At 63.8% G+C, this 22785-nt stretch carries 24 protein-coding genes; 15 read left to right on the top strand and 9 right to left on the bottom strand.

Annotated features, from left to right (window positions below):
• The gene (gene ppk2 / locus FJ956_RS19500) at nt 1–921 is read right to left on the bottom strand and encodes a polyphosphate kinase 2 (protein ID WP_140681944.1); all 921 of its coding nucleotides are present in this window, start codon (nt 919–921) and stop codon (nt 1–3) included.
• Between the two features lie 255 nt (nt 922–1176).
• Between ppk2 and FJ956_RS19495 the strand changes: the two genes are divergently transcribed.
• Complete coding sequence (locus FJ956_RS19495) at nt 1177–2220, top strand: aldo/keto reductase (protein ID WP_140681942.1); 1044 nt, start codon at nt 1177–1179, stop codon at nt 2218–2220.
• Nucleotides 2221–2339: 119 nt separating this feature from the next.
• Here FJ956_RS19495 and FJ956_RS19490 read toward each other — a convergent pair whose 3' ends face one another.
• The gene (locus FJ956_RS19490; protein ID WP_140681940.1) at nt 2340–3311 is read right to left on the bottom strand and encodes a glycosyl transferase family 90; all 972 of its coding nucleotides are present in this window, start codon (nt 3309–3311) and stop codon (nt 2340–2342) included.
• A 116-nt stretch (nt 3312–3427) separates the two neighbouring features.
• Nucleotides 3428–4093, bottom strand: a complete 666-nt coding sequence (locus FJ956_RS19485; RefSeq protein ID WP_140681938.1) for a GntR family transcriptional regulator — start codon at nt 4091–4093, stop codon at nt 3428–3430.
• 130 nt (nt 4094–4223) lie between these two features.
• On the opposite strand from FJ956_RS19485, the gene FJ956_RS19480 reads away from it, so the two are divergent.
• Complete coding sequence (locus FJ956_RS19480; RefSeq protein ID WP_140681936.1) at nt 4224–5471, top strand: MFS transporter; 1248 nt, start codon at nt 4224–4226, stop codon at nt 5469–5471.
• 37 nt (nt 5472–5508) lie between these two features.
• Nucleotides 5509–5883, top strand: a complete 375-nt coding sequence (locus FJ956_RS19475; protein WP_140681934.1) for a DUF423 domain-containing protein — start codon at nt 5509–5511, stop codon at nt 5881–5883.
• A 17-nt stretch (nt 5884–5900) separates the two neighbouring features.
• Here the strand turns inward: FJ956_RS19475 and FJ956_RS30545 are convergent, their stop codons facing one another.
• Both FJ956_RS30545 and FJ956_RS30540 read right to left on the bottom strand, forming a co-directional pair.
• A complete protein-coding gene (locus tag FJ956_RS30545) occupies nt 5901–6038 on the bottom strand; it encodes a hypothetical protein (RefSeq protein ID WP_181170327.1) in 138 nt (45 codons plus the stop codon).
• A gap of 63 nt (nt 6039–6101) precedes the next feature.
• Nucleotides 6102–6245 carry a hypothetical protein gene (locus tag FJ956_RS30540; protein ID WP_181170326.1) on the bottom strand — a complete coding sequence of 48 codons (144 nt, stop codon included), beginning with the start codon at nt 6243–6245 and terminating at the stop codon, nt 6102–6104.
• A gap of 177 nt (nt 6246–6422) precedes the next feature.
• On the opposite strand from FJ956_RS30540, the gene FJ956_RS19470 reads away from it, so the two are divergent.
• Nucleotides 6423–7502, top strand: coding sequence for a LacI family DNA-binding transcriptional regulator (locus FJ956_RS19470; RefSeq protein WP_140681932.1), 1080 nt, complete (start codon nt 6423–6425; stop codon nt 7500–7502).
• Between the two features lie 56 nt (nt 7503–7558).
• Here the strand turns inward: FJ956_RS19470 and opgC are convergent, their stop codons facing one another.
• The gene (gene opgC / locus FJ956_RS19465) at nt 7559–8776 is read right to left on the bottom strand and encodes an OpgC domain-containing protein (RefSeq protein WP_140681930.1); all 1218 of its coding nucleotides are present in this window, start codon (nt 8774–8776) and stop codon (nt 7559–7561) included.
• Here opgC and FJ956_RS19460 point away from each other — a divergent pair.
• Nucleotides 8769–9641, top strand: a complete 873-nt coding sequence (locus FJ956_RS19460; RefSeq protein WP_348641104.1) for an alpha/beta hydrolase — start codon at nt 8769–8771, stop codon at nt 9639–9641. The genes opgC and FJ956_RS19460 overlap by 8 nt on opposite strands.
• Here FJ956_RS19460 and FJ956_RS19455 read toward each other — a convergent pair.
• Complete coding sequence (locus tag FJ956_RS19455; protein ID WP_140681928.1) at nt 9559–10257, bottom strand: TetR/AcrR family transcriptional regulator C-terminal domain-containing protein; 699 nt, start codon at nt 10255–10257, stop codon at nt 9559–9561. The genes FJ956_RS19460 and FJ956_RS19455 overlap by 83 nt on opposite strands.
• 77 nt (nt 10258–10334) lie before the next feature.
• Here FJ956_RS19455 and tet point away from each other — a divergent pair, with 77 nt between their 5' ends.
• The 6 genes from tet (at nt 10335) to FJ956_RS19425 (ending at nt 17003) form a co-directional block, all read left to right on the top strand.
• Nucleotides 10335–11540, top strand: a complete 1206-nt coding sequence (gene tet, locus FJ956_RS19450) for a Tet(A)/Tet(B)/Tet(C) family tetracycline efflux MFS transporter (protein ID WP_140681926.1) — start codon at nt 10335–10337, stop codon at nt 11538–11540.
• Nucleotides 11541–11642: 102 nt separating this feature from the next.
• The gene (locus FJ956_RS19445) at nt 11643–12722 is read left to right on the top strand and encodes a toxic anion resistance protein (protein ID WP_140681924.1); all 1080 of its coding nucleotides are present in this window, start codon (nt 11643–11645) and stop codon (nt 12720–12722) included.
• Nucleotides 12723–12841: 119 nt separating this feature from the next.
• Nucleotides 12842–14413, top strand: coding sequence for a substrate-binding domain-containing protein (locus FJ956_RS19440; RefSeq protein WP_140681922.1), 1572 nt, complete (start codon nt 12842–12844; stop codon nt 14411–14413).
• Between the two features lie 8 nt (nt 14414–14421).
• A complete protein-coding gene (locus tag FJ956_RS19435) occupies nt 14422–15039 on the top strand; it encodes a 5-bromo-4-chloroindolyl phosphate hydrolysis family protein (protein WP_140681920.1) in 618 nt (205 codons plus the stop codon).
• Nucleotides 15039–16145 carry a hypothetical protein gene (locus FJ956_RS19430; protein WP_140681918.1) on the top strand — a complete coding sequence of 369 codons (1107 nt, stop codon included), beginning with the start codon at nt 15039–15041 and terminating at the stop codon, nt 16143–16145. The genes FJ956_RS19435 and FJ956_RS19430 overlap by 1 nt, the downstream gene beginning before the upstream one ends.
• A gap of 168 nt (nt 16146–16313) precedes the next feature.
• A complete protein-coding gene (locus FJ956_RS19425) occupies nt 16314–17003 on the top strand; it encodes a hypothetical protein (protein WP_140681916.1) in 690 nt (229 codons plus the stop codon).
• Nucleotides 17004–17063: 60 nt separating this feature from the next.
• Here FJ956_RS19425 and sthA read toward each other — a convergent pair whose 3' ends face one another.
• Nucleotides 17064–18452 (bottom strand): Si-specific NAD(P)(+) transhydrogenase, encoded by a 1389-nt coding sequence (gene sthA / locus FJ956_RS19420; protein ID WP_140681914.1) that lies wholly within the window; start codon nt 18450–18452, stop codon nt 17064–17066.
• 131 nt (nt 18453–18583) lie between these two features.
• Between sthA and FJ956_RS19415 the strand changes: the two genes are divergently transcribed.
• From FJ956_RS19415 to FJ956_RS19400, 4 genes are all read left to right on the top strand, one after another.
• A complete protein-coding gene (locus tag FJ956_RS19415) occupies nt 18584–18865 on the top strand; it encodes an isoprenylcysteine carboxylmethyltransferase family protein (RefSeq protein WP_140681912.1) in 282 nt (93 codons plus the stop codon).
• A gap of 107 nt (nt 18866–18972) precedes the next feature.
• Nucleotides 18973–19443 (top strand): RDD family protein, encoded by a 471-nt coding sequence (locus FJ956_RS19410; protein WP_073989170.1) that lies wholly within the window; start codon nt 18973–18975, stop codon nt 19441–19443.
• Between the two features lie 149 nt (nt 19444–19592).
• On the top strand, nt 19593–20357 hold the full coding sequence (locus FJ956_RS19405; protein ID WP_140681910.1) for an arginyltransferase: 765 nt from the start codon (nt 19593–19595) through the stop codon (nt 20355–20357).
• A 124-nt stretch (nt 20358–20481) separates the two neighbouring features.
• Nucleotides 20482–21378, top strand: coding sequence for a DMT family transporter (locus FJ956_RS19400; protein ID WP_140681908.1), 897 nt, complete (start codon nt 20482–20484; stop codon nt 21376–21378).
• Here FJ956_RS19400 and FJ956_RS19395 read toward each other — a convergent pair.
• Nucleotides 21366–22565 carry an AI-2E family transporter gene (locus FJ956_RS19395; RefSeq protein ID WP_140681906.1) on the bottom strand — a complete coding sequence of 400 codons (1200 nt, stop codon included), beginning with the start codon at nt 22563–22565 and terminating at the stop codon, nt 21366–21368. The genes FJ956_RS19400 and FJ956_RS19395 overlap by 13 nt on opposite strands.
• Nucleotides 22566–22785 lie beyond the last annotated feature (220 nt).

The raw sequence follows: 22785 nt of genomic DNA, 5'->3' as shown, positions 1-22785 counted from the left end.
TCAGTACTTCTCCGGCACGTAGAGGTCGCGCGGAAGCACCTGGCGTTCGTATTGCGGGTTGAAGACGCGCTCCGGCAGCGAAATTTCCTCGTGCGGCACTTCCTCATAAGGCAATTGCTGCAGGAGATGGTCGATGCAATTCAGCCGGGCGCGCTTCTTGTCGTTGCCCTCGACAATGAACCAAGGCGCTTCCTTGATATTTGTGCGGGCAAAAGTTTCTTCCTTGGCCTTGGTGTACTGCTCCCAACGCACGCGCGACTGCAGGTCCATCGGCGACAACTTCCACTGCTTCATCGGGTCGTGAATGCGCATCAGGAAGCGCATCTGCTGTTCCTCGTCGGTGATCGAGAACCAGTATTTTACCAGCGTGATACCGGAACGGACCAGCATGCGTTCGAATTCCGGCACGTCGTTGAAGAACTCCTCGACTTGGTCCCCATTGGCAAAGCCCATCACCCGCTCGACGCCGGAGCGGTTGTACCAGGAGCGGTCGAACAGCACGATCTCGCCGCCCGCGGGGAGATGCGGCACGTAGCGCTGGAAATACCATTGCGATTTCTCGCGCTCGGTCGGCGCCGGCAGCGCCACGACGCGGGCGATGCGCGGGTTGAGCCGCTGCGTGATGCGCTTGATGACGCCGCCCTTGCCGGCGGAATCGCGGCCTTCGAAGACCACCACCAGCTTCTTCTTGTGGTAGGCGACCCAGGACTGCAGCTTGATCAATTCCGACTGCAGCCTGAGCAGCTCGCGGAAATAGGTCATGCGCTCCATGGAGGGCGGATGCGACTTCTTGTAGATCTTGGCGATCTCGAGCGAGAGCGCCGGCTCGGAAAGCTCCAGCTCATAATCCTCGTCGAGCGTATCCTCGAGCTCGGCTTCCAGCCAGTCCTTCGCCCCGGAATTCGGTTTCAGTTCATTCATCGCGCAGCTCCGTCTGCCTGTCGGCCATCATCGCTTCGGAATCCGCTCCGGCTCCGGGCGGACACTCCGTAAGTCGACTGAGATACAGAGGCGCAATGACGGTTTTATTGCAGTCGCCCGGCAGCAGGCCTCGAAGAGATGTGATCGGTCCGTATCGATAGCGGGGCGACAAGCGGCGGGAATTGTCCTACAAATCCCCTCGCCTCTTCCCGGCGCTCGCCACGGCGCCTCTTCAAACAAATTGCGAGGACTGACATGGAATACCGCACGCTGGGCCGATCGGGCTTGAAAGTCTCGACATTGACGCTTGGCACCATGACCTTCGGCGGCGCCGGTGCGTTCGCAGCCGTCGGCAATTCCGACCTCGCCGAGGCCAGGCGCATCATCGACACCTGCATCGATGCCGGCATCAACCTCATCGATACCGCCAATGTCTATTCCAACGGATTGTCGGAAGAGATCATCGGCGAGGCGCTTGGCGGCAAGCGCAAGAACGACGTGCTGATCGCCTCGAAGGCGCGCATGCGCATCGGCGCCGGCCCCAATGACGAAGGCCTGTCGCGCCACCATCTGATCCGCGAATGCGAGAAGAGCCTGAAGCGGCTCAAGACCGACGTCATCGACATCTATTTCGTCCACCAGTGGGACGGGCTCACGCCGCTGGAGGAGACGATCGCGGCGCTCGACACCCTGGTCAACCAGGGCAAGATCCGTTACATCGGCTGCTCCAATTATTCGGGCTGGCAGGTGATGAAGGCTCTTGCCGTCAGCGACAGCCGCCATCAGGCCCGTTTCGTCACCCAGCAGATCCACTACACGCTGGAAGCGCGCGAGGCCGAATACGAATTGCTGCCGATCTCGGTCGACCAGGGCCTGGGCGTGCTGGTCTGGAGTCCGCTGGCGGGCGGCCTGCTCTCCGGCAAATACACAAGCGACAGCCCGACCGCGCGCCAGGTCGGCGGCTGGAAGGAGCCGCCGATCCGCGACGAGGACCGCTTGTGGCGCATCGTCGACGTGCTCAACGAGATCGGCAAGGCACGCGGCGTCTCAGGGGCGCAGGTCGCGCTTGCCTGGCTGCTTGGCCGCCCGGCCGTGAGCTCGCTGGTGATCGGCGCCCGCAACGAGGCGCAGCTCAAGGACAACCTCGCTGCGGCCAGCCTTTCGCTCACCGAGGAGGAGCGGCAGCGCCTCGACGTCGTCAGCCGGCCGCCGGTGCTTTATCCCTACTGGCACCAGCAGTTCACGGCCAGGGATCGTTTCGGGCCGGCCGATATGGTGTTCGACCGCTCTCACGCTTAATGCATGTCGCGCAAAAGTGTGCAGCGGTTTTGCGATAACGACATGCATGAACCAAAGGCCTAAAGCGCGTCGCCGGAATCCGCTTCAGCGCGACGCGCTTTAGGGCTGCGGCTGAACGTTCAGCCGGCGATGAAGCGCCAGACTTCCGCGTCGGGCTTTATCTGCTCGCTCAGCACGAAATATTTGTAAAGGACGAGCAGCGAGATCGCCTGCTCGTCCCGCTCATTGCCGAATTTGCGGCAATAGGCATTGGCGGCGGCGGTTATCCGCCCCGCCTCGGCGGGATGTTTTTCGAAATAGGCCACCTTGTCGACCAGGTCGGAAAAATCCTGCCGCAGCGGCACGTAGTGGACATTGGGCTCGACCTGGGCTTCCGCGAACCAGGTTTCGTAGGTCGGCTCCGGCATCAGGCAGAGCGAATTGGAGCTCATGATCCATTTCAGGTTCGTCGCGACATCATTGCCTTCGAGCGAGACGATGTAGCGATACTGTCGCTGCTGCTCGATGTTCAGGAACGGCTTGCGGTATCCGTCCGGCGCGTCGGCCCTGTGGGAACCCGCATCGCAAATCGGCAGGTTGGCGGCTTTTTCGACGAAGCGGGTGCGAAGCGGATTGTTGAGATGACCGCGCCAGACCACCATCGGGCGCTTGTCGGCGAAAGACAGGTTGTCGGGCGGCATGTAGAAGTGGCGGAACTTGTTCAGCTTCATCAGCACGCCGTTCGCATTGTCGTTGCCGATGGGCCGGTCCTTGACGATCCTCGGAACCTCCGGAATGCCGACGACATCGCCATATTCGAAATCGATCAGCAGGCCGGGATCGAAATAGCGGGCGAATTCCTTGAGATCGTAATAATACATGCTGGAAGCGGACGGCAGCTTGCCGACGACCACGGCGTCGGGACTTGGCGCGAACGGGTGTTCCAGCTTGTTGTAGTAGTTCAGTCGCTCGCGAACCGTCTTGCCCGAAAGCCTCGCCTGCTCAAGCCGGCTGACCAGGCGGTCGCGGAACAGGGACTGCGGTGCGCGGTCACGCGCGAAATTGCGCGCGTAGTAGAACAGCTTTGCGGCGGTTCGTGAGAGTGTGGCCATGCGTCCGCGAGTTCAGCAAGATGGTCAATGGTAGTCAGCCTTCATCCCCCTTGTCTCCTACAGCATTCTCCCGGCCATGTTGCAAGCCTGCTAATGCGAATGGCCCCGCGAGAACCTTACGCTGCGACGACGGCGAACCCTCTGGCGCGCAGGCCGCGCCGGTCGTCATGCAATGAGGCGACCAGCCGATCGCGGCTGCCTGCGATGTGAGCGGAAAGCAGCCGCGCCGCTGCCTCGGCATCGCCGCTCCTGACGGCGGCGAGGATGGCATGATGTTCGGCCCAGGCACGGCCGAGCGCCTTTTCATCGCGCACCTCCAGCCAGCGCGCCCGCGACAGCCTGGTCATCGCGTCGCGAACGGCCCTGAACAGAAACTCATTGCCGGAAAGCCTTGCCAGCTCGATGTGGAAATCCATTCCGACGCGATGCCACTCCTCGCGCGGCGTCTGGACATCGCAGGACTCAAGCATCGCCGCGATCACGTCGATCCCGCCGCGGTCTTCGAGCGCCGCCGTCAGGCGGACCGCCGCGACCTCGACCGCCTCGCGGTAGACGGCGATCTGCGCGAGCTCGGCAAGGTTGATCGGCGCCACCGTCCAGCCGCGGCCGTCGCGGCCGATCAGCCCTTCCGTTTCCAGGCGCAGCAGCGCCGCCCGCACCGGCGTGCGCGAAGCGCCGAACCGGCTCTCGATCCAACGCTCGGTCAAACGTTCGCCCGGGCCGATCTCCAGCCCGAGGATCATCTCGCGAAGCTGCCTTTCGACATTTTGCATCTGCGACATTGTCGTCCCGCTTTCCAAAGCAGCATTGACAGCGCCCGCATTGACAGCGGCGAGCGTCAGGTCCATGACGGATACCAGCCTGGTATCCCAAATCGGTATCCGTAACAACCCCAGCATTGGCACGCATGACATGACGCCCAACGAATCCGAACAGAGCGGCTTCAACATCCATTGGCGGCGCAACCTCGCCGTCTGCTTCGCCGGCTCGTTCAGCACGCTTGTCGCCATGACGCTGCTTCTTCCGTTCCTGCCGCTTTACGTCGAGCAGCTCGGCGCCGAGGGCCATGCGGCGATCGTGCAGTGGTCGGGCATCGCCTATGGCGCGACCTTCTTCGCGGCCGCGCTGGTCGCGCCCTTGTGGGGACGGCTGGGCGACCGCTACGGCCGCAAGCTGATGCTGGTGCGCGCTTCGTTCGGCATGGCGATCTGCATGTCGCTGACCGGGATGGTCGAGAGTGTATGGCAACTGGTGCTGCTTCGGCTGCTGATCGGTTTTGCCGGCGGCTATTCATCGGGTTCCACGATCCTGGTAGCGATGCAGACGCCGAAGGAGCGTTCAGGCTGGGCGCTGGGCGTGCTGGCGGCGGGCATCACGGCGGGCTCGCTGGTCGGACCGCTGCTCGGCGGTCTGCTGCCGCCGCTGATCGGCATCCGCGCGACCTTCCTGCTGTCCGGCGCCGTCATCTTCCTGGCCTTCCTGGCGACGACTTTCCTGATCAAGGAGAACCCGCCGGCGCCGAGGCCCGCCTTGATGGCGAAGCCGAAGAGCGGCTGGTCGCAGATCCCCGACAAGCGGCCGATCGTCGCCATGCTGACCACCGGCATGCTGCTCGCCTTCGCCACCATGTCGATCGAACCGATCATCACCGTCTATGTGCAACAGCTCGTCGAGGACCAGAGCAAGGTGACCATGGTCGCCGGCGTCGTCATGTCGGCGGCGGCGCTCGGCACCATCCTGTCCTCATCCTGGCTGGGAAAACTCGCCGATCGCGTCGGCCACTGGAACGTCGTGGTCGGCGCCCTTGCCGTCTCGGCCCTGCTGCTCATTCCGCAAGCCTTCGTGACCAATGGCTGGCAATTGATCGGCCTGCGCTTCCTGATGGGACTGGCGCTGGGCGGACTGTTGCCCTGCATCACCAGCGTCATCCGGCACAACATCCCCGACGGGATCGGCGGCAATGTGCTTGGCCTGGCGATCTCGGCGCAATATGTCGGCCAGGTCGCGGGACCGCTGTCCGGCGGTTTCGTCGGTGGGCATTTCGGCATGCGCTCGGTGTTTCTGGGCACATCGGTGCTGATGGCGCTGGGTGCTGCCTACAACTGGATTGTCCAGTCGCGGCGGGCACAGCATATGCTGCTTGAAGCCGGCGAATCCTGATCGGCGCATCGCCCAAGCGCAGCATGGAGCATCCAAGATGAGCCTTACGGGCCAAGCATCAGGCGGCGGGAGCCGCGTCCTCGTGCTGGCAGCCGGCCTCGCCGGCGCGGCAGGCGTGGCGCTGTCGGCGGCGGCCGCGCATCGCGGCGGCGCTTTCACCGGCACAGCAGCCAATTTCCTGCTGATGCATGCGCCGGTGTTCCTTGCCGTCGGCCTTGCCGGCGGCAACCGCTGCCTCAGGGTCGCCAGCCTCGTCCTGCTCGCGGGCCTGCTTCTGTTCTGCGGCGATCTGCTCGCCCGCGACTTTCTCGGCTCGCGGCTGTTCCCGATGTCGGCGCCCATCGGCGGCACGCTTCTGATCGCCGGCTGGGTGGCGATCGCCGTCTCGGCGCTGTGGCGCCCGCGACCCTGACTTGTCTTTGGCCCGACCTATCTTTGGCCCAAACGCCGCTTGCGCTGGGGCGCAGGCAACTCGCCGACGCGGCGCCGTTCAGGCTGCTCGGTTCCGGGCGTGATGCCCCAATAATTGCGGTTGATGTCCTGAAACAGATGGCCAATCGGATGCATGACCACTCCTCCTTTTCTTGCATTGAATCGATCCAATACACTGGCACGAAAAACGGCTGCGGCTCAGCCGCGCTTACGCTCCACGAAGAAGCGCGGCGCGCGCCGCCAAGGGCTCGAACGGCCACTGCGTTTTTGACTGGCAGTGACCGAGGCGATGCCCCAGTCGTTGCGGTAGATGTCCTCGAACAGATAGCTCACCGGATGCATGGCACCCTCCTCTGAAACCCGCTTCATCACGAAGCGGAGAAAAGTTGGATCGATTCAAATCATAGATCGTATCCACCGTGAGTCAAGCGGAATTTGAATCGATCCAATAAAAATGTTAGATGACCGGCGACAATTCAGCGGTCATGTTCTTCGCGTGACCGGATTCGGAGGAACGACATGGCATCACTCCTCGAAGGCCAGGCAAGACCGATCAGGCTGGCCGACATCGCCAAGGCCGCCGGCGTCTCGCATGGCACGGCCTCGAATGTTTTCAGCCGTCCCGAGATCGTGCGCGCCGAAGTGCGGGAACGGGTCAAGGCGGTCGCGGAGCAGATGGGCTATGCCGGCCCGGACCCGAAGGGCCGCCTGCTGCGCGCCGGCAAGGTCAACGCCATCGGCGTCGCCACCACCGAGCCCCTCTCCTACTTCTTCGACGATCCGTTCGCCCGCGTGATGATGGCCGGCATTTCCGAAGCCTGCGACGCCACCGGCGCGGGCATCGCGCTGGTTTCGGCCGCCAACCAGGAAAAGCTGGCCTGGAACATCCAGAGCGCGCTTGTCGACGGCTTTGTGCTGTTCTGCATCGAAGGCGGCTCGCGCCTTGTCGATCTGACGCGCGAGCGAAGATTGCCCTTCGTGGCGCTGGAGCTCGGCTTCCAGGACGAGACCGTGTCGGCCATCGGCGTCGACAATGTCGCCGGCGCAAGGCTCGCCGCACGCCATCTCGCCGAGCTTGGCCATCGCCGTTTCGCAGTCCTGTCGCTCGGCTTTGCCGACAATCGCACCGGTTTCGCCACGCCCGAAGCGGTGCGCAGCGCGGTCTACACCGGAACGCGCGATCGCCTTGCCGGCTATTTCGAGGAGCTTTCCCGCTTCGGCATCGATACGGCGAAAATCCCGGTCTATGAGACCGAGAACGAAGAAAAAAGCACCAGGGCCGGCCTCGAGGCGATCTTTGCCAAGGGGGAGCCGCCGACCGCCATCCTGGCGATGTCGGACCGCATGGCCCTGATCGCCATCGACTGGCTGAGGGCACGCGGCCTCAATGTTCCCGGCGATGTCTCCATCGTCGGCTTTGACGGCGTGCCGGACGGCGCGCTGGCCACGCCGCCGCTGACGACGATCGCCCAGCCGATCATCGAGATCGGCCGCCGCGCCGCGCGCATGATCCTCGACCATGACGGCGCGGTGCGGCGCGAGACGATGGGCGTCGAGTTCGTCGTCAGAGGCTCGACCGGTCCGGCACCGAAAGCCTGAGCGGGCCCAGGTAATCCCGCGCGGATAGACCGCCCGGCACTTTCCCTGCGCTGCGGTCAGTAGCCGCCCGCCCTCGCCGGCAGCGGCTGCACGCCGAACGTCGCACGCGCAGGCTCCCCGCGCACCGGCTTGGCGCGGGAGGGGCCGAGGCTCGCAAGCCATTCGAGGTAGAGCGCAAGCGCGAGCTGCATGGCGATGCCTGCAGCGATCAGCAGCGTGTCGTAGGCCGGGCCGCCCGGATTGATCAGCTTCAGCACCTGCGCCGCCATGGCAAGCAGCGTGCCGGCGATGAACACAGGCAGCGAGCGCTTGCCCAGGATCGCCAGCGGATTGTCGGGCCGGACGCGGAAGAGGCTCGAGACAGCCGGCAGCGCCACGATCAGATAGCTGACCGACAGGATGTGCAGCAGCCGCGGCAGCGACAGGAAGGTCTTGTCGAAGCCGCCGATCACCACCGGCAGGTCGAACCAGGTGATCTGCCCCCAGAGCGGGCTGTGGACCCAAATCGCGGCTCCGATCACATAGATGCCGGCGGCGCCAAGCAGCCACGGATTGACCGGTATCCGCCCGCCGCGCTTGACATGCAGCATGGCGGCAAGGCCGATGTTGAACAGGAATTGCCAGGACAGCGGGTTGAGGAACCAAAGGCCCGGCTCCGGATAGTTCGGCGGCGCGATCTGCCAGATGCCGGCGACGAGCCACAGGAGGCCGGACGCGATCAGCGCCGGCACGGGCCGATAGCTGACGAACAGCACGAAAGCAGGCGCCGCCAGAAGCAGCGCCGCATAGACCGGCAGGATGTTGTTATAGCCGAGTTGGTGGCCGAGCGTGACGATGCCGAGCAGCGCCTGCGGCGTGTTGCGCATCAAGGGTTCGATGTTGATCATCGCCAGCATTTCCGGCCGGTGCGCGAACAGCGCGGCGGCGCAAAACAGCGCGATCACCACCATCGTGATGACGATGTGGGAGATGTAGAGCACGCCAGCGCGCCGCCACATCTTCAAGGTCGCGAGCAACCGGCCGCCCGGCTTGAACTTCGTGCCATAGGCCAGCGCCACCGAGATGCCGGAAATCAGCACGAAGGCCTCCGCCGCGTCGGAAAAACCGAAATTCTTATAGGTCCAATTCTCGAAGACCGTGCCAGGCACATGGTCGACGAAAATGGTAAGCAGCGCGAGCGCACGCAGCACGTCGATACGTGTGTCACGATCGTTGATACGCGTGTCGCGCTCTCCGACACGCTTATCGCGGTCGTTAGGAATAGGGGTGGTCATCGACAAAAGGCCTCAAAGCTGGTTGTTCATAGCCAGCAAATGCGACCCCCGGGGCGCATCGCTTCGATTCCTCCCATCGGGAGTGTATCGGCGCAGAAACGGCCTGAATTGCGCCTGGTTCAATCAACTTTCGCGGAGCGCGAAAATATTCCGTTTTGAAGCCGGCAAATCAACGAATCTCTCATGGAATCAAATGGATGTGAGCGTGTTCGAATATAGCGACGAAAACAGCATCCTGCGCGAGGATCTGACATTTTCCTACCGTCTGCTGACGCCGGCAAACGCCAGCGGCGACTGCCTCTTCGTGCTGCACGGGTCAGGCGTGGACGAGATGACGATGCTGCCGCTGGCGATGCAGATCGCGCCGCGTTCGGTGATCGTCGCGGCGCGCGGCCGCATTCGGCAGGAGGACGGATTTCGCTGGTTCGAGCGAATCACGCCGACCAGTTTCGAGCAAGCCTCCATCCGTGCCGAGACGGCCGCCTATGCCCAATTCGTGACTGACGCCGCGAGCCTACATGGGCTAGACCTGCAACGCACGACCTTCCTTGGCTATTCGAACGGCGCCAATGTCGTCTCCAGCCTGATGCTGCTCCACCCCGGCATTGCCAGGCAGGCGGCGCTGTTGAGGGCGATGCCGGTGCTCGACAATCCTCCAACATCAGATCTTAGCGGCACACGGGTGCTGATCGTCGCCGGCGCCGCCGACCAGACCTACGGCCCGTTCGCCCCTGCCCTGGTGACGCTGTTCAGCGAGCGCGGCGCCGAGATCGACGCGCGCATCATCGCCTCGGGACATGAATTCGGCGACGCCGACGCCGCGATCGTGAGGCAATGGCTGGCGGGTCCTGCACCGGCGGCCTGACCGCGCCCGCCAAGCGGACCTCGGTGCCGGCGATCAGCAGGTCAAGACCGTTCTCAAAAAGCGCCTCATGACCACCCACCCGGTAACGGGCAAGCGCTTCGCTGAACAAAGGCAGGCCGCTTGCCGCCTCGTCCAGCGCCGCACCCCTGCCGGGGCCTGCCGGATAATCCGCCTGCTCCTCGAGGACGCAACCCACCGTATAGCGCCCGATCGAGATCAAAAGCTCGAGCGCCATGGCCGGGGCGAGACCGGCATCGCCCAGGAAATGCAGCAATCTTTCGATCCGCCCGACTTCGCCGGGCTCGGCCTCGGTGCCGGCGTGGACACGCGCGCCGTCGCGAAAAGCAATCAGCGCGCCACGGAAACTGCGCGCATTGTTGCGCACGAAATCCTGCCAGCTCTCGCCGGGCGCGGGCATCTGGTGGCTGTGGCCGCGTCTGAGGATTTCCTCATTCATCGCATCAAGCAAGGCGCGCTTGTTCTTGAAATGCCAGTAGAGCGCCGGCTGCTGGACCTTCAGCCGCTGCGCCAGCAAGCGCGTCGACAGTTGGTCGATACCGACCTCGTTCAAGAGGTCGAGCGCCGCATCGACAATCTGTTCCCTGTCCAGCTTCATGCCTTGCCTCCGTCTACTTATCGATGATAAGCAGTGCGCTTCCTTATCGATGATAAATTAATCGAAAGTGGCGGGCGGTGAAAAGAGCCTATCTCGTTCTGCTGATGGTCATGGCAATGGACGCCGTCGGCATCGGCCTGGTCATGCCGGTGCTGCCCGGCCTGCTGCGTTCGGTCGGCCATGTCGATGACATAGGCTGGATCTTCGGTGCCTTCCTCTCGGTTTATGCCGCCATGCAGGTGGTGTTCTCGCCCCTGCTTGGCGCGCTCTCGGACCGGTTTGGCCGCCGGCCGGTGCTGCTTCTGTCGCTGGCGGGAGCGATGGCCGACTACCTCTTCATGGCTTTCGCGCCCTCGCTGCCGCTGCTGTTTGCCGGGCGCATCATCGCCGGCATCACCGGCGCCAGCATGGCGGTCGCCTCGGCCTTGATGGCCGATATCACTGAAGAGGACCGCCGCACCCGCGGCTTCGGCCATCTGAGTGCTGCCTTCGGCGTCGGCTTCATTGCCGGCCCGGCTTTGGGCGGTGTGCTGGGCGACGTCTGGCTGCGCGCGCCGTTCCTGGCCGCCGCCATTCTCAACGGCCTGAACCTGGCGCTCGCCTTCTTCCTGCTGCCGGAACCGAAGCGCGCCGGCGGCCCGGTAGAGATGCCGTCGCTCAACCCGCTGGCGCCGCTGCGATGGGCTTTTGCTTTCCCCGCCCTGCTGCCGCTGCTCGGCGCCTTCGCAGTGCTTGGCCTCGTCGGCGAGGTCGGCGGCACGATCTGGGTGCTCTATGTCCAGGACAAATTCAGCTGGGACCTCTTCACCGTCGGCATCTCGCTGGCGCTGTTCGGCCTGTTCCATGCCGCAGCGCAAGGCTTCGTCGCCGGCCCGGTCGCCGAGCGCTGGGGCGAGAGGCGCGCTCTGCTCGTCGCGATCCTCGCCGACAGCGCGGCCTATATCTCGATCGCGCTAGCCTGGCGCGGCTGGATGGCCTTCGCGCTGCTGCCGCTCTTCTGCCTCGGCGGCATCGGCGCGCCGGCGCTGCAAGCGCTGCTCACCTCGCGTGTCGGCGCCGATCATCAGGGTCGGTTGCAAGGCGTCCTCACCAGCATGACCAGCCTCGTCTCGGTGGTCGGACCGCTCGCCATCGCAACGCTCTATTTCCGCACACGGAGTTTCTTTCCGGGCCTGGTGTGGATCGCCGGCGCAGCCCTTTATCTGCTCTGCCTGCCGCTACTCACAGCGGCCCGTTCGCCGGCGGCAACACGGATACCGGCACCTCGTCCAGGCACGCGCTGAAAGAGTAACGCACTTCACAGCATGGAGCGGCATGCCGCTCCATTGTCATATGTCTGTCACACACTGTCTATCGAGATACTGTTCACTCCGGGGGAGGTCTCAATGGCCAACGAGAACAGCATCACTCTGCTCGACGACACTTCGAAGTTGCCCGCCATTGCCGCCAGCCCGGGCGAGGTCGCCAGGATCGAAGGCGGCATCGATATTGGCGACCGCGCGGCGATTTCGGTCTTCGGCGACCGCGCCCAGCAAGCGGTCAGCGACTATGCCGACAAGATCCTGTCGCAGATCCGCAACCGCGATCTCGGCGACACCGGCACGTTGCTCACCGACATCATCATGAAGGCCAAGAACCTCGACCCTGCTTCGCTGAAGGAAGAAGGGTTCTTGAGCAATTTGTTCTCCTCGTTCAAGGCGCGACTCGAGCGCTTCAAGGAAAAATACGAGGACGTCGCCGGGCAGATCGACCGTATCGGCCTGGAGCTGGACCGTCACAAGGATACGCTGCGCCGCGATATTGCCGTGCTCGACGACCTGCATGAGCAGACCAAGGACTCCATCCTCAACCTCGACGCCTATGTGCAGGCTGGCAAGAAATTCGTCGACGAATACCGCGCCGACGAGCTGCCGAAGCTGAAAGCCGCGGCCGACGCCAAGGCAAGCGATTCCGCCGGAGCGCTGGAAGCGCAGACCTATCAGGACGCCGTGCAGGCGCTCGACCGGCTGGAAAAACGCGTCTTCTATCTGGTGCAGGCGCGCCAGCTCGGCATCCAGCAATTGCCGCAGATCCGCATTGTGCAGTCGGGCGACGAGACGCTGATCGAGAACCTGCAGGCGACCTCGGCGCTGACCGTGCCGGCCTGGAAGCAAAAGATGGTCATCCTGCTCGGGCTGACCAACCAGAAGTCGGCGCTGGAGCTGCAGAAGACAGTGACCGACGCCACCAACGAGATGATCCGCCAGACATCGAAGATGATGAAGGATCAGGCCATCTCCATCGAGGAGCAGGCGCAGCGCGGCATCGTCGACGTCGAGACGCTGGCGCAGGCCAACCGCGATCTGATCGACACGGTGCAAGGCGTGCTCAAGGTCCAGGAGCAAGGCCGGCAAAAGCGAGCCGACGCCGAAAAGCAGATGGACCAGATGACCGCAGACCTCAAGAAAGCGCTCACCGGAGCATGATGCCGAAAAGTGTGAAGCGGTTTTCGGACGACATCATGCTCAATCTCTTTGATTGGAGCCGGACGATTTCAGGTCGAGTGGACCTGAAATCATCCGGCTCCAAGGCTGACGGGGCCTCGATGCGAATGAAGCTTTCGTCCGTTCTGCCGTTGGCGGCCGCGCTGCTGCTGGCGGCCTGCAATTCGAGCAACGTCAAATTTTCGATCGTCTCCGGTTCCGAGAACACGGTGCTGGAGCCGATCGTGCAGGAGTTCTGCGCCAAGCAGGGCGCGACCTGCACCATCTCCTACCAGGGCTCGCTCGACATCGGTCTCGGACTGCAGAAGGCCAGCGGGCTCGATCAGGACGCGGTCTGGCCGGCATCGAGCGCCTGGGTCGACCTGTTCGATTCCGGCCGCAAGGTCCGCAACCTCACTTCGATCGCGCAGATGCCGGTTATCCTCGGCGTGCGCAAATCCAAGGCCGCCGAACTCGGCTGGATCGGCAAGGACGTGTTCATGAAGGACATTCTTGCCGCGGTGAAGGATGGTAAGCTCAAATTCCTGATGACTTCGGCCACGCAGTCCAATTCCGGCGCCAGCGCCTATCTGGCGATGCTCTCCAGCGCGCTCGGCGGCAAGGAAGTGATCCAGCCCGGCGACCTCGACAACCCCTCCGTGCACGATGCGGTCGGCGCCCTGTTGCAGGGCGTCGAGCGCTCTTCCGGGTCTTCAGGCTGGCTGGCCGATCTCTATGTCGATTCCGCGCGCAAGGGCACGCTCTATGACGCGATGTGGAATTACGAGGCGACGCTGAAGGAGACCAACGACAAGCTGAAGCAGATGGGCGACGAGCCGCTCTACGCGGTCTATCCGGCCGATGGCGTCGCGGTCGGCGATTCGCCGCTCGGCTTCATCGATCACGGGCGCGGCGCCGACGTTGAAAAGTTCTTCACCGACCTGCTCGCCTATCTGCAGTCGGACACGGTGCGCAAGCGCATCGCCGACACCGGCCGGCGACTGCCGCTCGGCGGCGCCGCGGTCCAGGCGACGGCCGAGCCCGACTGGAATTTCGATCCGGGCAAGCTGGTGACGTCGATCCGCATGCCGGAGCCCGCGGTGATCCGCAAGGCGCTTGACCTCTACCAGCAGGCGCTGCGCAAACCGTCATTGACGGCGCTCTGCTTCGACTTCTCGGGTTCGATGGAGAACGAGGGCGAAACGCAGTTGCAGCAGGCCGCGCAGTTCCTGTTCACGCCGGAAAAGTCGAGCGAGGTGCTGGCGCAATGGACGCCGTCCGACCACATCTTCGTGCTGCCTTTCGACGGCAAAGTGCGCGACATTTTCGACGCAACCGGCGATCCGGCGGGCCAGAACCAGCTGCTTGGCCACGTGGCGCAGCAGCGCGCCGGCGGCGGTACCGACATGTATGCCTGCGCCTCGCAGGCGCTGCAGAAGATCCTGGCGACGCCCGACCTGCCGAAATACCTGCCGGCCATCGTCATCATGACGGACGGCCGCACCGACGGCAGCGCCGAGCCGTTCTTGGCGGAATGGCGCCAGGCGTCGCTGCGGGTGCCGGTGTTCGGGATCACCTTCGGCGATGCCGACAAGAGCCAGCTCGACAGTCTCGCCAAGGCGACCTCTGCGCGCGTCTTCGACGGCGGCGGCGACCTTGCGGGTGCCTTCCGCGCGGCGCGCGGCTACAACTAAGGCCAACCATGCGCGGCTTGTTCGGCAATGACTGGAACTGGATCGCGGCGGGGCTGGTGTCGGCCGCGCTGCTGATTGGTCTCGGCACGCTCACCCACTTCCCCTTCCTGGTCTCGGCGGTGATCTCGGTTCTGGTCTTTGCCGGATTGATCTTCGTGCTGGCGCCGCGCCAGCTTTTCGAAGGGCTAGACCTGCGCTCGATCGGCGGCGGCCAGGTGGCGTTCGCGCGCGAATTGCTGGCGCAGGCGCAGCCCGCCGCGGACCGGCTGGCGGCGGCAGCGGGCTCGATCGCCGACCAGGATATGAAGGCCAAGGTGAAAAACCTGTCCGACATCGCCGCCGACGTCATCTCCAAGGTCGAGGCCAAACCGGCAAGCGCTGCTTCCGTCCGGCGCTTCCTGACCTATTACGTGCCGCAGGCGGCGGAAGTCGCGGAAGGCTATGCCACGCTTGCCGATCGACGCGCGCCAAGCCAACAGCGGCTTGCCACCGTCGGCGCGGTGATCGCCAAGCTGCAGGACGCCTTCGTCCACTATGCCGACAGCCAGGCGGACTCCGAACTTGGCACGCTCGACGTTGACCTTCGGCTCATCCAGGAGTCGCTGAAAGAGGATATCGGTCGCTGATGGCCCTTTCTCGCCGCGCATTCGGACTGGGACTGCTTGCCGCCGCCGCGGCCGGAACGGGCGGCTATCTGACGCTCAAGGACCGGCCGGAGTTCCGCGGTTATCTCGGCAACCGCGCGCATCTGTTCGGCTTCATCGGCGGCGAGAAGCAGGCTTTCCTGGCCGACCCCGACGTGGTCGGCGCGCTGGGCGGCTACGGACTGGAGCTCGATGCGCGTGTCGCCGGTTCGGTCGAGATGGTGCGCGAGCCGGCGCTCCTGACGCAGAAGCCGCAATTCCTGTGGCCGTCCTCGTCGATCATGGTCGATCTCGCGCGCAAGAGCGGCGTCTCGATCCGCAACGACCAGGTCGTGCTCAATTCGCCGATCGTCGTCTACACCTGGGGACCGGTGGTCGAGGGGCTGAAGAAGGGCGGCCTGGTAACCGTCGCCGCCAAGGGCGGCTACAACCAGCTCGACCTCAAGGCGCTGCTCGATGCCATCCTGGCCGGCAAGAACTGGTCGGATCTGGGCATTTCCGAGCTCTACGGCCGCGCCCGCATCGTCTCCACCGATCCCAACCGCTCCAATTCCGGCTTCATGTTCGCAGGGCTGGTGCTCAGCCTGCTGAGCGGCGACGTGGCGACGCAGGAACTGCTTGCCCGGCATGGCGAGGAGGCGAAGTCGATCTTCCGCGGCATGGGGCTGAAATCGTCCTCGTCGGGCAAGCTGTTCGACCAGTATATCGCCGGCGGCCTCGGCGCCGAGCCGATGGTGGTAGGCTACGAGAACCAGCTGGTGGAATGGGCGCTCGCCGACCCGGCGCGCTGGCAGCGCGTGCAGGCCGGCGCCGGCGCCAAGCCGGAGATCCTCTATCCGCGCCCCACCGTCTATTCGGCGCATCCGCTGATCGTCATCGATCCGGCGGTCGATCCGCTGCTCGAAGCGCTGAGCAGCCCGAAGCTGCAGCAACTTGCCTGGTCGAAGCACGGGTTCCGCGGGCCGCTCGGCACCGTGGCGGGCGATGCAGACGCCATCGCCGGCGTGCGGCCGGCCGAGATCGAGGCGGTGCTGCCGATGCCTTCGGCCGACGTGATGCTTTCGCTGCTGTCGCAGATGGAAGTCTAGGCTCACCCAGAACTTCCTCCTGCGTCTTGGTGTTTGCATGCGCGTTAATCAACTATGGTGCCCGGGCGAGTGTCTACAGGGTCTACATCTGTGAGCTTTTCAGAGTTTCAGCCACGCCATGTGCTTTGCCTCTTGGGACGAAAGGGGCGATTTCTCGAATTGTGCCGCTTGATCCAGTCGGCAATCGACAACTTCGCCCCCGGTTTTGAAATTGACACGGAGTTTTCGCAGGAGGCGGCGGATGATCGCATGGCGCGGTCGTTTGATTTGTGTTGGGACCGTGTGCACAAAGGTGCCTGGACTGAGGAGGATGAAGAGGCGGTTCTCGAACATGGGTGTGTGATTTATGTGCTTGGTCCCCACATGGATGCGGAAGGTGCCGTTGAAACGTCCGCGACCGCTCTTCGTCTAATCGTCTACGCACTGAACAATGGCGCTATCGCTGCAAAGGGCGAGAGTGCTGGCGTTGCGCACGGCGCCGCCCGGTGGAAGCAGCTTGGCCAAAATGTGGAACACGCCAAGGAAGACGCCACCTTAGCTCGTCTATGCCGCCTTGCTTTCAGCAGGCGGCCACTAAGTGACGGAGAATTCCTCTGCAGCGTCGGTTTCCATCTCATCGGACTGCCGGAGGTTTTCGTGCCAAGGAGCCGCACGGACGATGAACTGATGCTCAGCTATATAATCGACAGCGTTGCCGACGAGATGTTCGCGGAAGGAGTCGAGGAGATTTTGGCCCGTTACGGTGCGGTGTTGCTACCAGTCGACGATTATGACGAAGACGACTTCAAGTATAATCCTTACGGTGCCATTTATTTGAGGTCCGACAACAGATTGGTTCCTCAATCAATTAACTCGTGATTCGACCTGCCAACAGACGGCAGCCTCGACATATGGCGACTTGAGCGACAGGAATGGTTCTTAGCCCTGCCCCATCCTGTTCCAAGCGTCCAGCCCGGCGATCTTGTAGGCCTCTGCCAGCGTCGGGTAGTTGAAGGTGTTGTTGACGAAGAAGTCGACCGTGCCACCGAGGTTGATCACCGCCTGGCCGATATGGATGAGCTCGGTGGCGCCCTCGCCGACGATATGGGCGCCGAGCAGGCGGCGCGTCTCGACCGAGAACAGCAGCTTCAGGAAGCCGCTCGAGACGCCCATGATGTGGCCGCGCGAGGTCTCGCGGAAACGCGCCAGGCCGACCTCATAGGCGGCGCCGCTGTCGCGCACCTGTTCTTCCGACAGGCCGACCGTGGAAATTTCCGGCACGGCGTAGATGCCATAGGGAAAGCTCTCCGGCGGCGGCGGCAGGTGGACCCCGAAGGCGTGGCAGGCCGCCACCCGGCCCTGCTCCATCGAGGTCGAGGCCAGGCTCGGGAAGCCGATGACGTCGCCGGACGCGTAGATGTTCGGCACGCTGGTCTGGAAGGTGTGCGGATCGACCTTGATGCGCCCTCGGGCGTCGGCCTCGATGCCGACCGTATCGAGGCCGAGGCTGGCGACATTGCCGGTGCGGCCGGCGGCGTAGAGCACCATCTCGGAGCGGATGGTGCGGCCGTCGGCCAGCGTCACTTCGGCATGGTCGGGTTTCGAGGCGATCTCCTTCACCGTGCTGCCCAGCCGGATGGTCATGCCGCGGTCGCGCATCTGGTGGATGAAGTCGTCGACGATCTCGCGATCGATGAAGTCGAGGATGGTGTTGCGCGGCTCGACCAGCGTCACCGGCACGTCGAGGGCGGAAAAGATGGTGGCGTATTCGACGCCGATGACGCCGGCGCCGATCACCGTCAGCGTGCGCGGCAGATGATGGAGCTCCAGCATCTCGTCGCTGTCGAAGACGCGCTTCTTGTCGAAGGGCACGTCGGCCGGGCGGTGCGGCCTGGTGCCGACGGCGATTAGCGCGTTGGCGAAGCCAACCTCGCTGTAGTCGCCATTGTCGGCGGTCAGGCTGACCTTGTTCGGCGTGAGGAATTTTACCGCGGCGCGCGCGCTCCTCACCGTGTTGCGCATGAACTGGTGCTGCAGCACCTCGACCTCATGGTCGAGCGTCTTGTGCAGCCGGTCGACCAGATCCGAGATCGAAATGTCCTGCTTGACCCGGTAGCCGCGTCCGTAGAAACCGCGTTCGCGCCAGCCCGAGAGGTTGAGCACCGTCTCGCGCAGCGTCTTCGACGGGATGGTGCCGGTATGCACCGAGACGCCGCCCAGGCGCCGGCCCCTGTCGACCACCAGCACCGACTTGCCGAGCTTAGCCGATTGCACCGCGGCGCGGCGCCCCGAAGGGCCGCTGCCGATGACCAGCATGTCGTAGTCCATGTCCCGTCCCCTTTGTGCGCCGCAGCAAGCTAGACCGGGAAGAATGTCATGTTCAACTGCCCAGGTCGTGAAGTTGAGCCTCGCAGCGGGTGAATCGCGCGATACAACCAAAAGCACGCAAAACCTTAAAGATGTCGCTCGGCCGCTCCTTCGCCATCCTGCCCGCCAATCGCGGCGTCGTCACCAGCGGCGCCTACCGGTACGTCCGGCATCCGATCTATGCCGGCTACCTGGCGGGACACATCCTGTTCCTGCTGTCGAGCTTCTCGATCTACAACTTCATCGTCTATGCGATCATCACCTTGTTCCAGGTCCATCGCATCCTGCGCGAGGAACGCATCCTGGCGCTCACCGACGAATATCGCGACTATCTCGAGCGGGTCCGCTACAGGCTCTGCCCCGGCATCTTCTGATATCGCGCTGGTCCGCCGACGGGCACTTTCCTTGAATTCCGGGCCACCCTCACCATTTGAGATGGCGGCAGGCATCTTCATGCGGATGCCGCACTCGAGGAACGGATATGAACGCACGCGTATTGGACGGCGAGATCATCACGACCAGGTTCGAGGACACTCGCGCCTATCGCGGGGTGCGGACAAGGCGCATCTTCGCCTTCCTGCTTGACTATTTCTTCGTCGCGCTGCTGACCATTCCTTTCGCCATCCTGGTCGCCATTCTCGGGCTTTTGACCTTCGGCCTCGGCTGGGCGCTGTTTTCGGTGCTGGTGCCGATGGTCGCCATTCTCTACATCTGGAACACACTGGGCAGCCGCGACCAGGCGACGACAGGCATGAAGATCATGGGCATCCGCCTGGAGAAGCTCGACGGCAGCCGCATCGACGGCATGACGGCCGTGGTTCACTCGGTGCTGTTCTGGGCCGGCAACGTCATCCTGACGCCGCTGGTGCTCCTGGTCACTCTGTTCTCCGACCGCAAGCGCACGCTGCACGACCTTTTGCTCGGCACGGTGGTCACCCGCACCGATATCTGACGGCGTTCCATGGCCGTGTCGATCAGACCGCCGCGCCGCCTCTGCTTAAATATGAACAGGTCGAGGCCATCTCGGCCGCACAATCCTGTTGAATTTTTCGCCGACCGGGCCAAAGGTAGGGCGATTCGCAGGAGCGTTTCCAAGATTAGATGACGCAGCATCCGACCCAGTCGCCGCAGTTCTTCCTGACCGCGCCGTCGCCGTGCCCTTATCTGGAGGGACAGTTCGAGCGCAAGGTGTTCACGCACCTTGTCGGCGACAAGGCGCCGGAGATGAACGACCTCTTGACGCAAGGCGGCTTCCGGCGCTCGCAGAACATCGCCTACCGTCCGGCGTGCGAGTCGTGCCGTGCCTGTGTGTCGGTTCGCATCCTGGCACAGGAATTCAGCCCCAGCCGCAACATGCGCCGCGTCGTCCAGCACAATGCCGACCTCGTCGGCGCCATGCATGACGCGCAGCCTTCGACCGAGCAATACTCGCTCTTCCGCGGCTATCTCGACGCCCGCCATCGCCGTGGCGGCATGTCGGACATGACCGTGCTCGACTATGCGATGATGGTGGAAGACACGCATGTCGACACCAAGATCATCGAATACCGGCGTCGCGGCCCGGACACTTTCATCACCGGCAAAGGCCAGGGCGAACTGATAGCCGTCGCGCTCACCGACAAGATGGCCGATGGCCTGTCGATGGTCTATTCCTACTTCAATCCCGACTTCGAGGACCGCTCGCTCGGCACCTTCATGATCCTCGATCACATCGCCCGCGCCAAGGCGATGGGACTGCCCCACGTCTATCTCGGCTACTGGGTCAACGGCTCGCGCAAGATGAATTATAAGATGCGCTTCATGCCGCAGGAGCATCTCGGCCCGAAAGGTTGGGAACGCTACGACCACGAAGCGGTCAGTCGCTAAAACAGTTTTCCCGAACCCGCCCTTATAGTGTTTCAAGGGAGAAGACGCCGGTCTTGCGCGCCCTCGCGCGCGTGGTGTGCAATCGCGCCGGCCCTTGCTCTCGCTTTATTTCGAGAACGATCACATGTCTTCCCACACCGATCACCAGAAAGGCCTCCTCGTCACCGCCATCGGCGGGCTGGTGCTGAGCATAGATATTCCGCTGATCCGGCTCGCAGATGGCGAAGCTTGGACCATCCTTTTGCTGCGCACCAGCTGCACCTTGGCGGCGGCGCTGATCATGTGGGCCGTCTGGCGCTTGTACAGCAAGAATGCGCCGCAGCTCATACCCGGCTGGTCGGGGCTGGTCGTGGCCGTGATTTATGGGCTCGGCGCGATCGCCTTCATGACAGCCGTCTATCATACATCGACAGCCGATCTGGTCTTCATCCTGGCCTTCAACACCGTCTTCGCGGCGCTGCTGTCGTGGCTGTTCCTGAAGGAGCGGCCGCGACCGCTGACCCTCGCCGCGATGGCGCTGATGATCGGCGGCGTCGCCATCATCGTCGGCGATTCCGTCGGCACGGGATATTTGTTCGGCGACCTGATGGCATTGTGTTCGGCCTTCCTGATTGCCTGCGCCATCACCATCTCGCGCGCCAGCGGCAAGGACATGGGCTTTACCGCGCTGATCGGCGTGATCCTGCCTCTTGGGGTGGCGGCGTTCATGGTCTCCAGGACCGGCTTTCAAGTCGAAGCGCCGTGGTGGATCATCCTGAACGGCGGCGTCGTCATGCCGATCGCATTCTTCTGCCTCGCCAACGGACCGAAATACATCTCGGGCGCGGAAGTCGCGATGTTCTATCTCTTGGAAACGGTCCTCGCGCCGGTCTGGGTGTGGATGATCTTCGCCGAGACACCGTCACGCAACAGCCTGATCGGCGGCGGCATCATGATCGTAACGCTGGTCGCGCATTCGCTCTGGCAATTGCATGAGGGCCGCAAGCGCCGTGCGGACCTCGCGGTGCATCACCCAGCCTGAATCTTCCTTGGCTCGGCGGCCGCCTCGATCCGGGGCGGCGCGCCAGCCTCGTCGGCGACAGGCGGAAGCTCGTCCATGATCTCGACCTCGCGCAGCCATTCGCGCCAGATGGCGACGAGCAGCGCCATCAACACCGGGCCGATGAACAGTCCGAGGAAGCCCATCGTCTTGACGCCGCCGATCAGGCCGAAAAAGGTCGGCAGGAAAGGCAGCTTGATCGGGCCGCCGACGAGCTTGGGCCGCAAGGTCTTGTCGACGATGAAGAGCTCGACCGCGCCCCAGATGAACAGGGCCGCGCCGGCGAAAAGCTTGCCGCTGGCGGCGAGGTAGATCGACACCAGGGTGAAGGAGAGCGGCGCACCGCCCGGGATCAGCGCCATGATGCCGGTGAGCGCGCCGAGCGTCACCGGCGACGGCACGCCGGCGAGCCAATAGGCGATGCCGAGCACTAGGCCCTCGCCGATGGCGATGATGGTCATGCCGGTGACCGTCGAGGAAATGGTTGCCGGCACGACGCGCGAGATACGCTCCCAGCGCGTCGGCAGGATGCGTTCGCCGAGGCGATCGACCTGGGCCGCGAAAGCCTCGCCATCGCGATAGGCGAAGAACAGCGCGATCATCATGAACAGGAGCGTCAGCATCAGGCTGAAGGCGCTGCCGCCGGCGGCCAAGGCGCCGCGATAGATGCTGCCTATATTGGAGCCGCTGATCAGCTGGATCAACTCGCCGATACCGCCGGGATGGCCGAGATAGGCCGTCCACTGCTCGTTCAGCCATTCGCCGACCACCGGCATGGTGGCGATCCAACCCGGTGTCACCGCGCCGTGCCGATTGGTCTCGATCGCCCAGGTCACCCACTCGCGCAGCTCGTTGATGGCATAGGTGCCGGCAAGCGCGATCGGCACCACCAGGAAGGTGAGGATGAAAAGGATCGCCAAGGTCGCGCCGACAGTGCGGTTGCCGCCGACAGCGGCGAGCAGCCGACGGTAGAGCGGCCAGCTGGCGAAGGCGATGACGAGCGCGGCCAGCACCGGGAACAGGAAACCGTGGAAGAAATAGACGCCGGCGGCGGCGATCAGCACCAGGAGCCAACGCGCCGCCGACAGCGGCGGGATGACGGCAGCCCTCAACGGCGTCGACAGGCCGAACAGGCGCTGTCCCGGCTTCTGGATCTCAGCCCGCTTCAAGCGTGCGTTTCTCCCCTGCCCTGTGGTTCCAATGGATGCTTATGCACCATCATAGTGCAGCAATCGTGACGATAGTCCAAATAGCGACTTTTCCTTCTCCCCTTGTGGGAGAAGGTGGACGAGCGAAGCTCGGCCGGATGAGGGGTGTTCCAGGGAACGCAGACGTGTCACTCCACTGGAGCACCCCTCATCCGTCTCGGCGCTGCGCGCCGAGCCACCT

This window comes from Mesorhizobium sp. B2-4-3 (genome assembly GCF_006442815.1).
GTDB lineage: Bacteria > Pseudomonadota > Alphaproteobacteria > Rhizobiales > Rhizobiaceae > Mesorhizobium.
The sequence above is the reverse complement of the archived record's forward strand: the minus strand, read 5'-3'. Positions and strand labels throughout refer to the sequence as shown.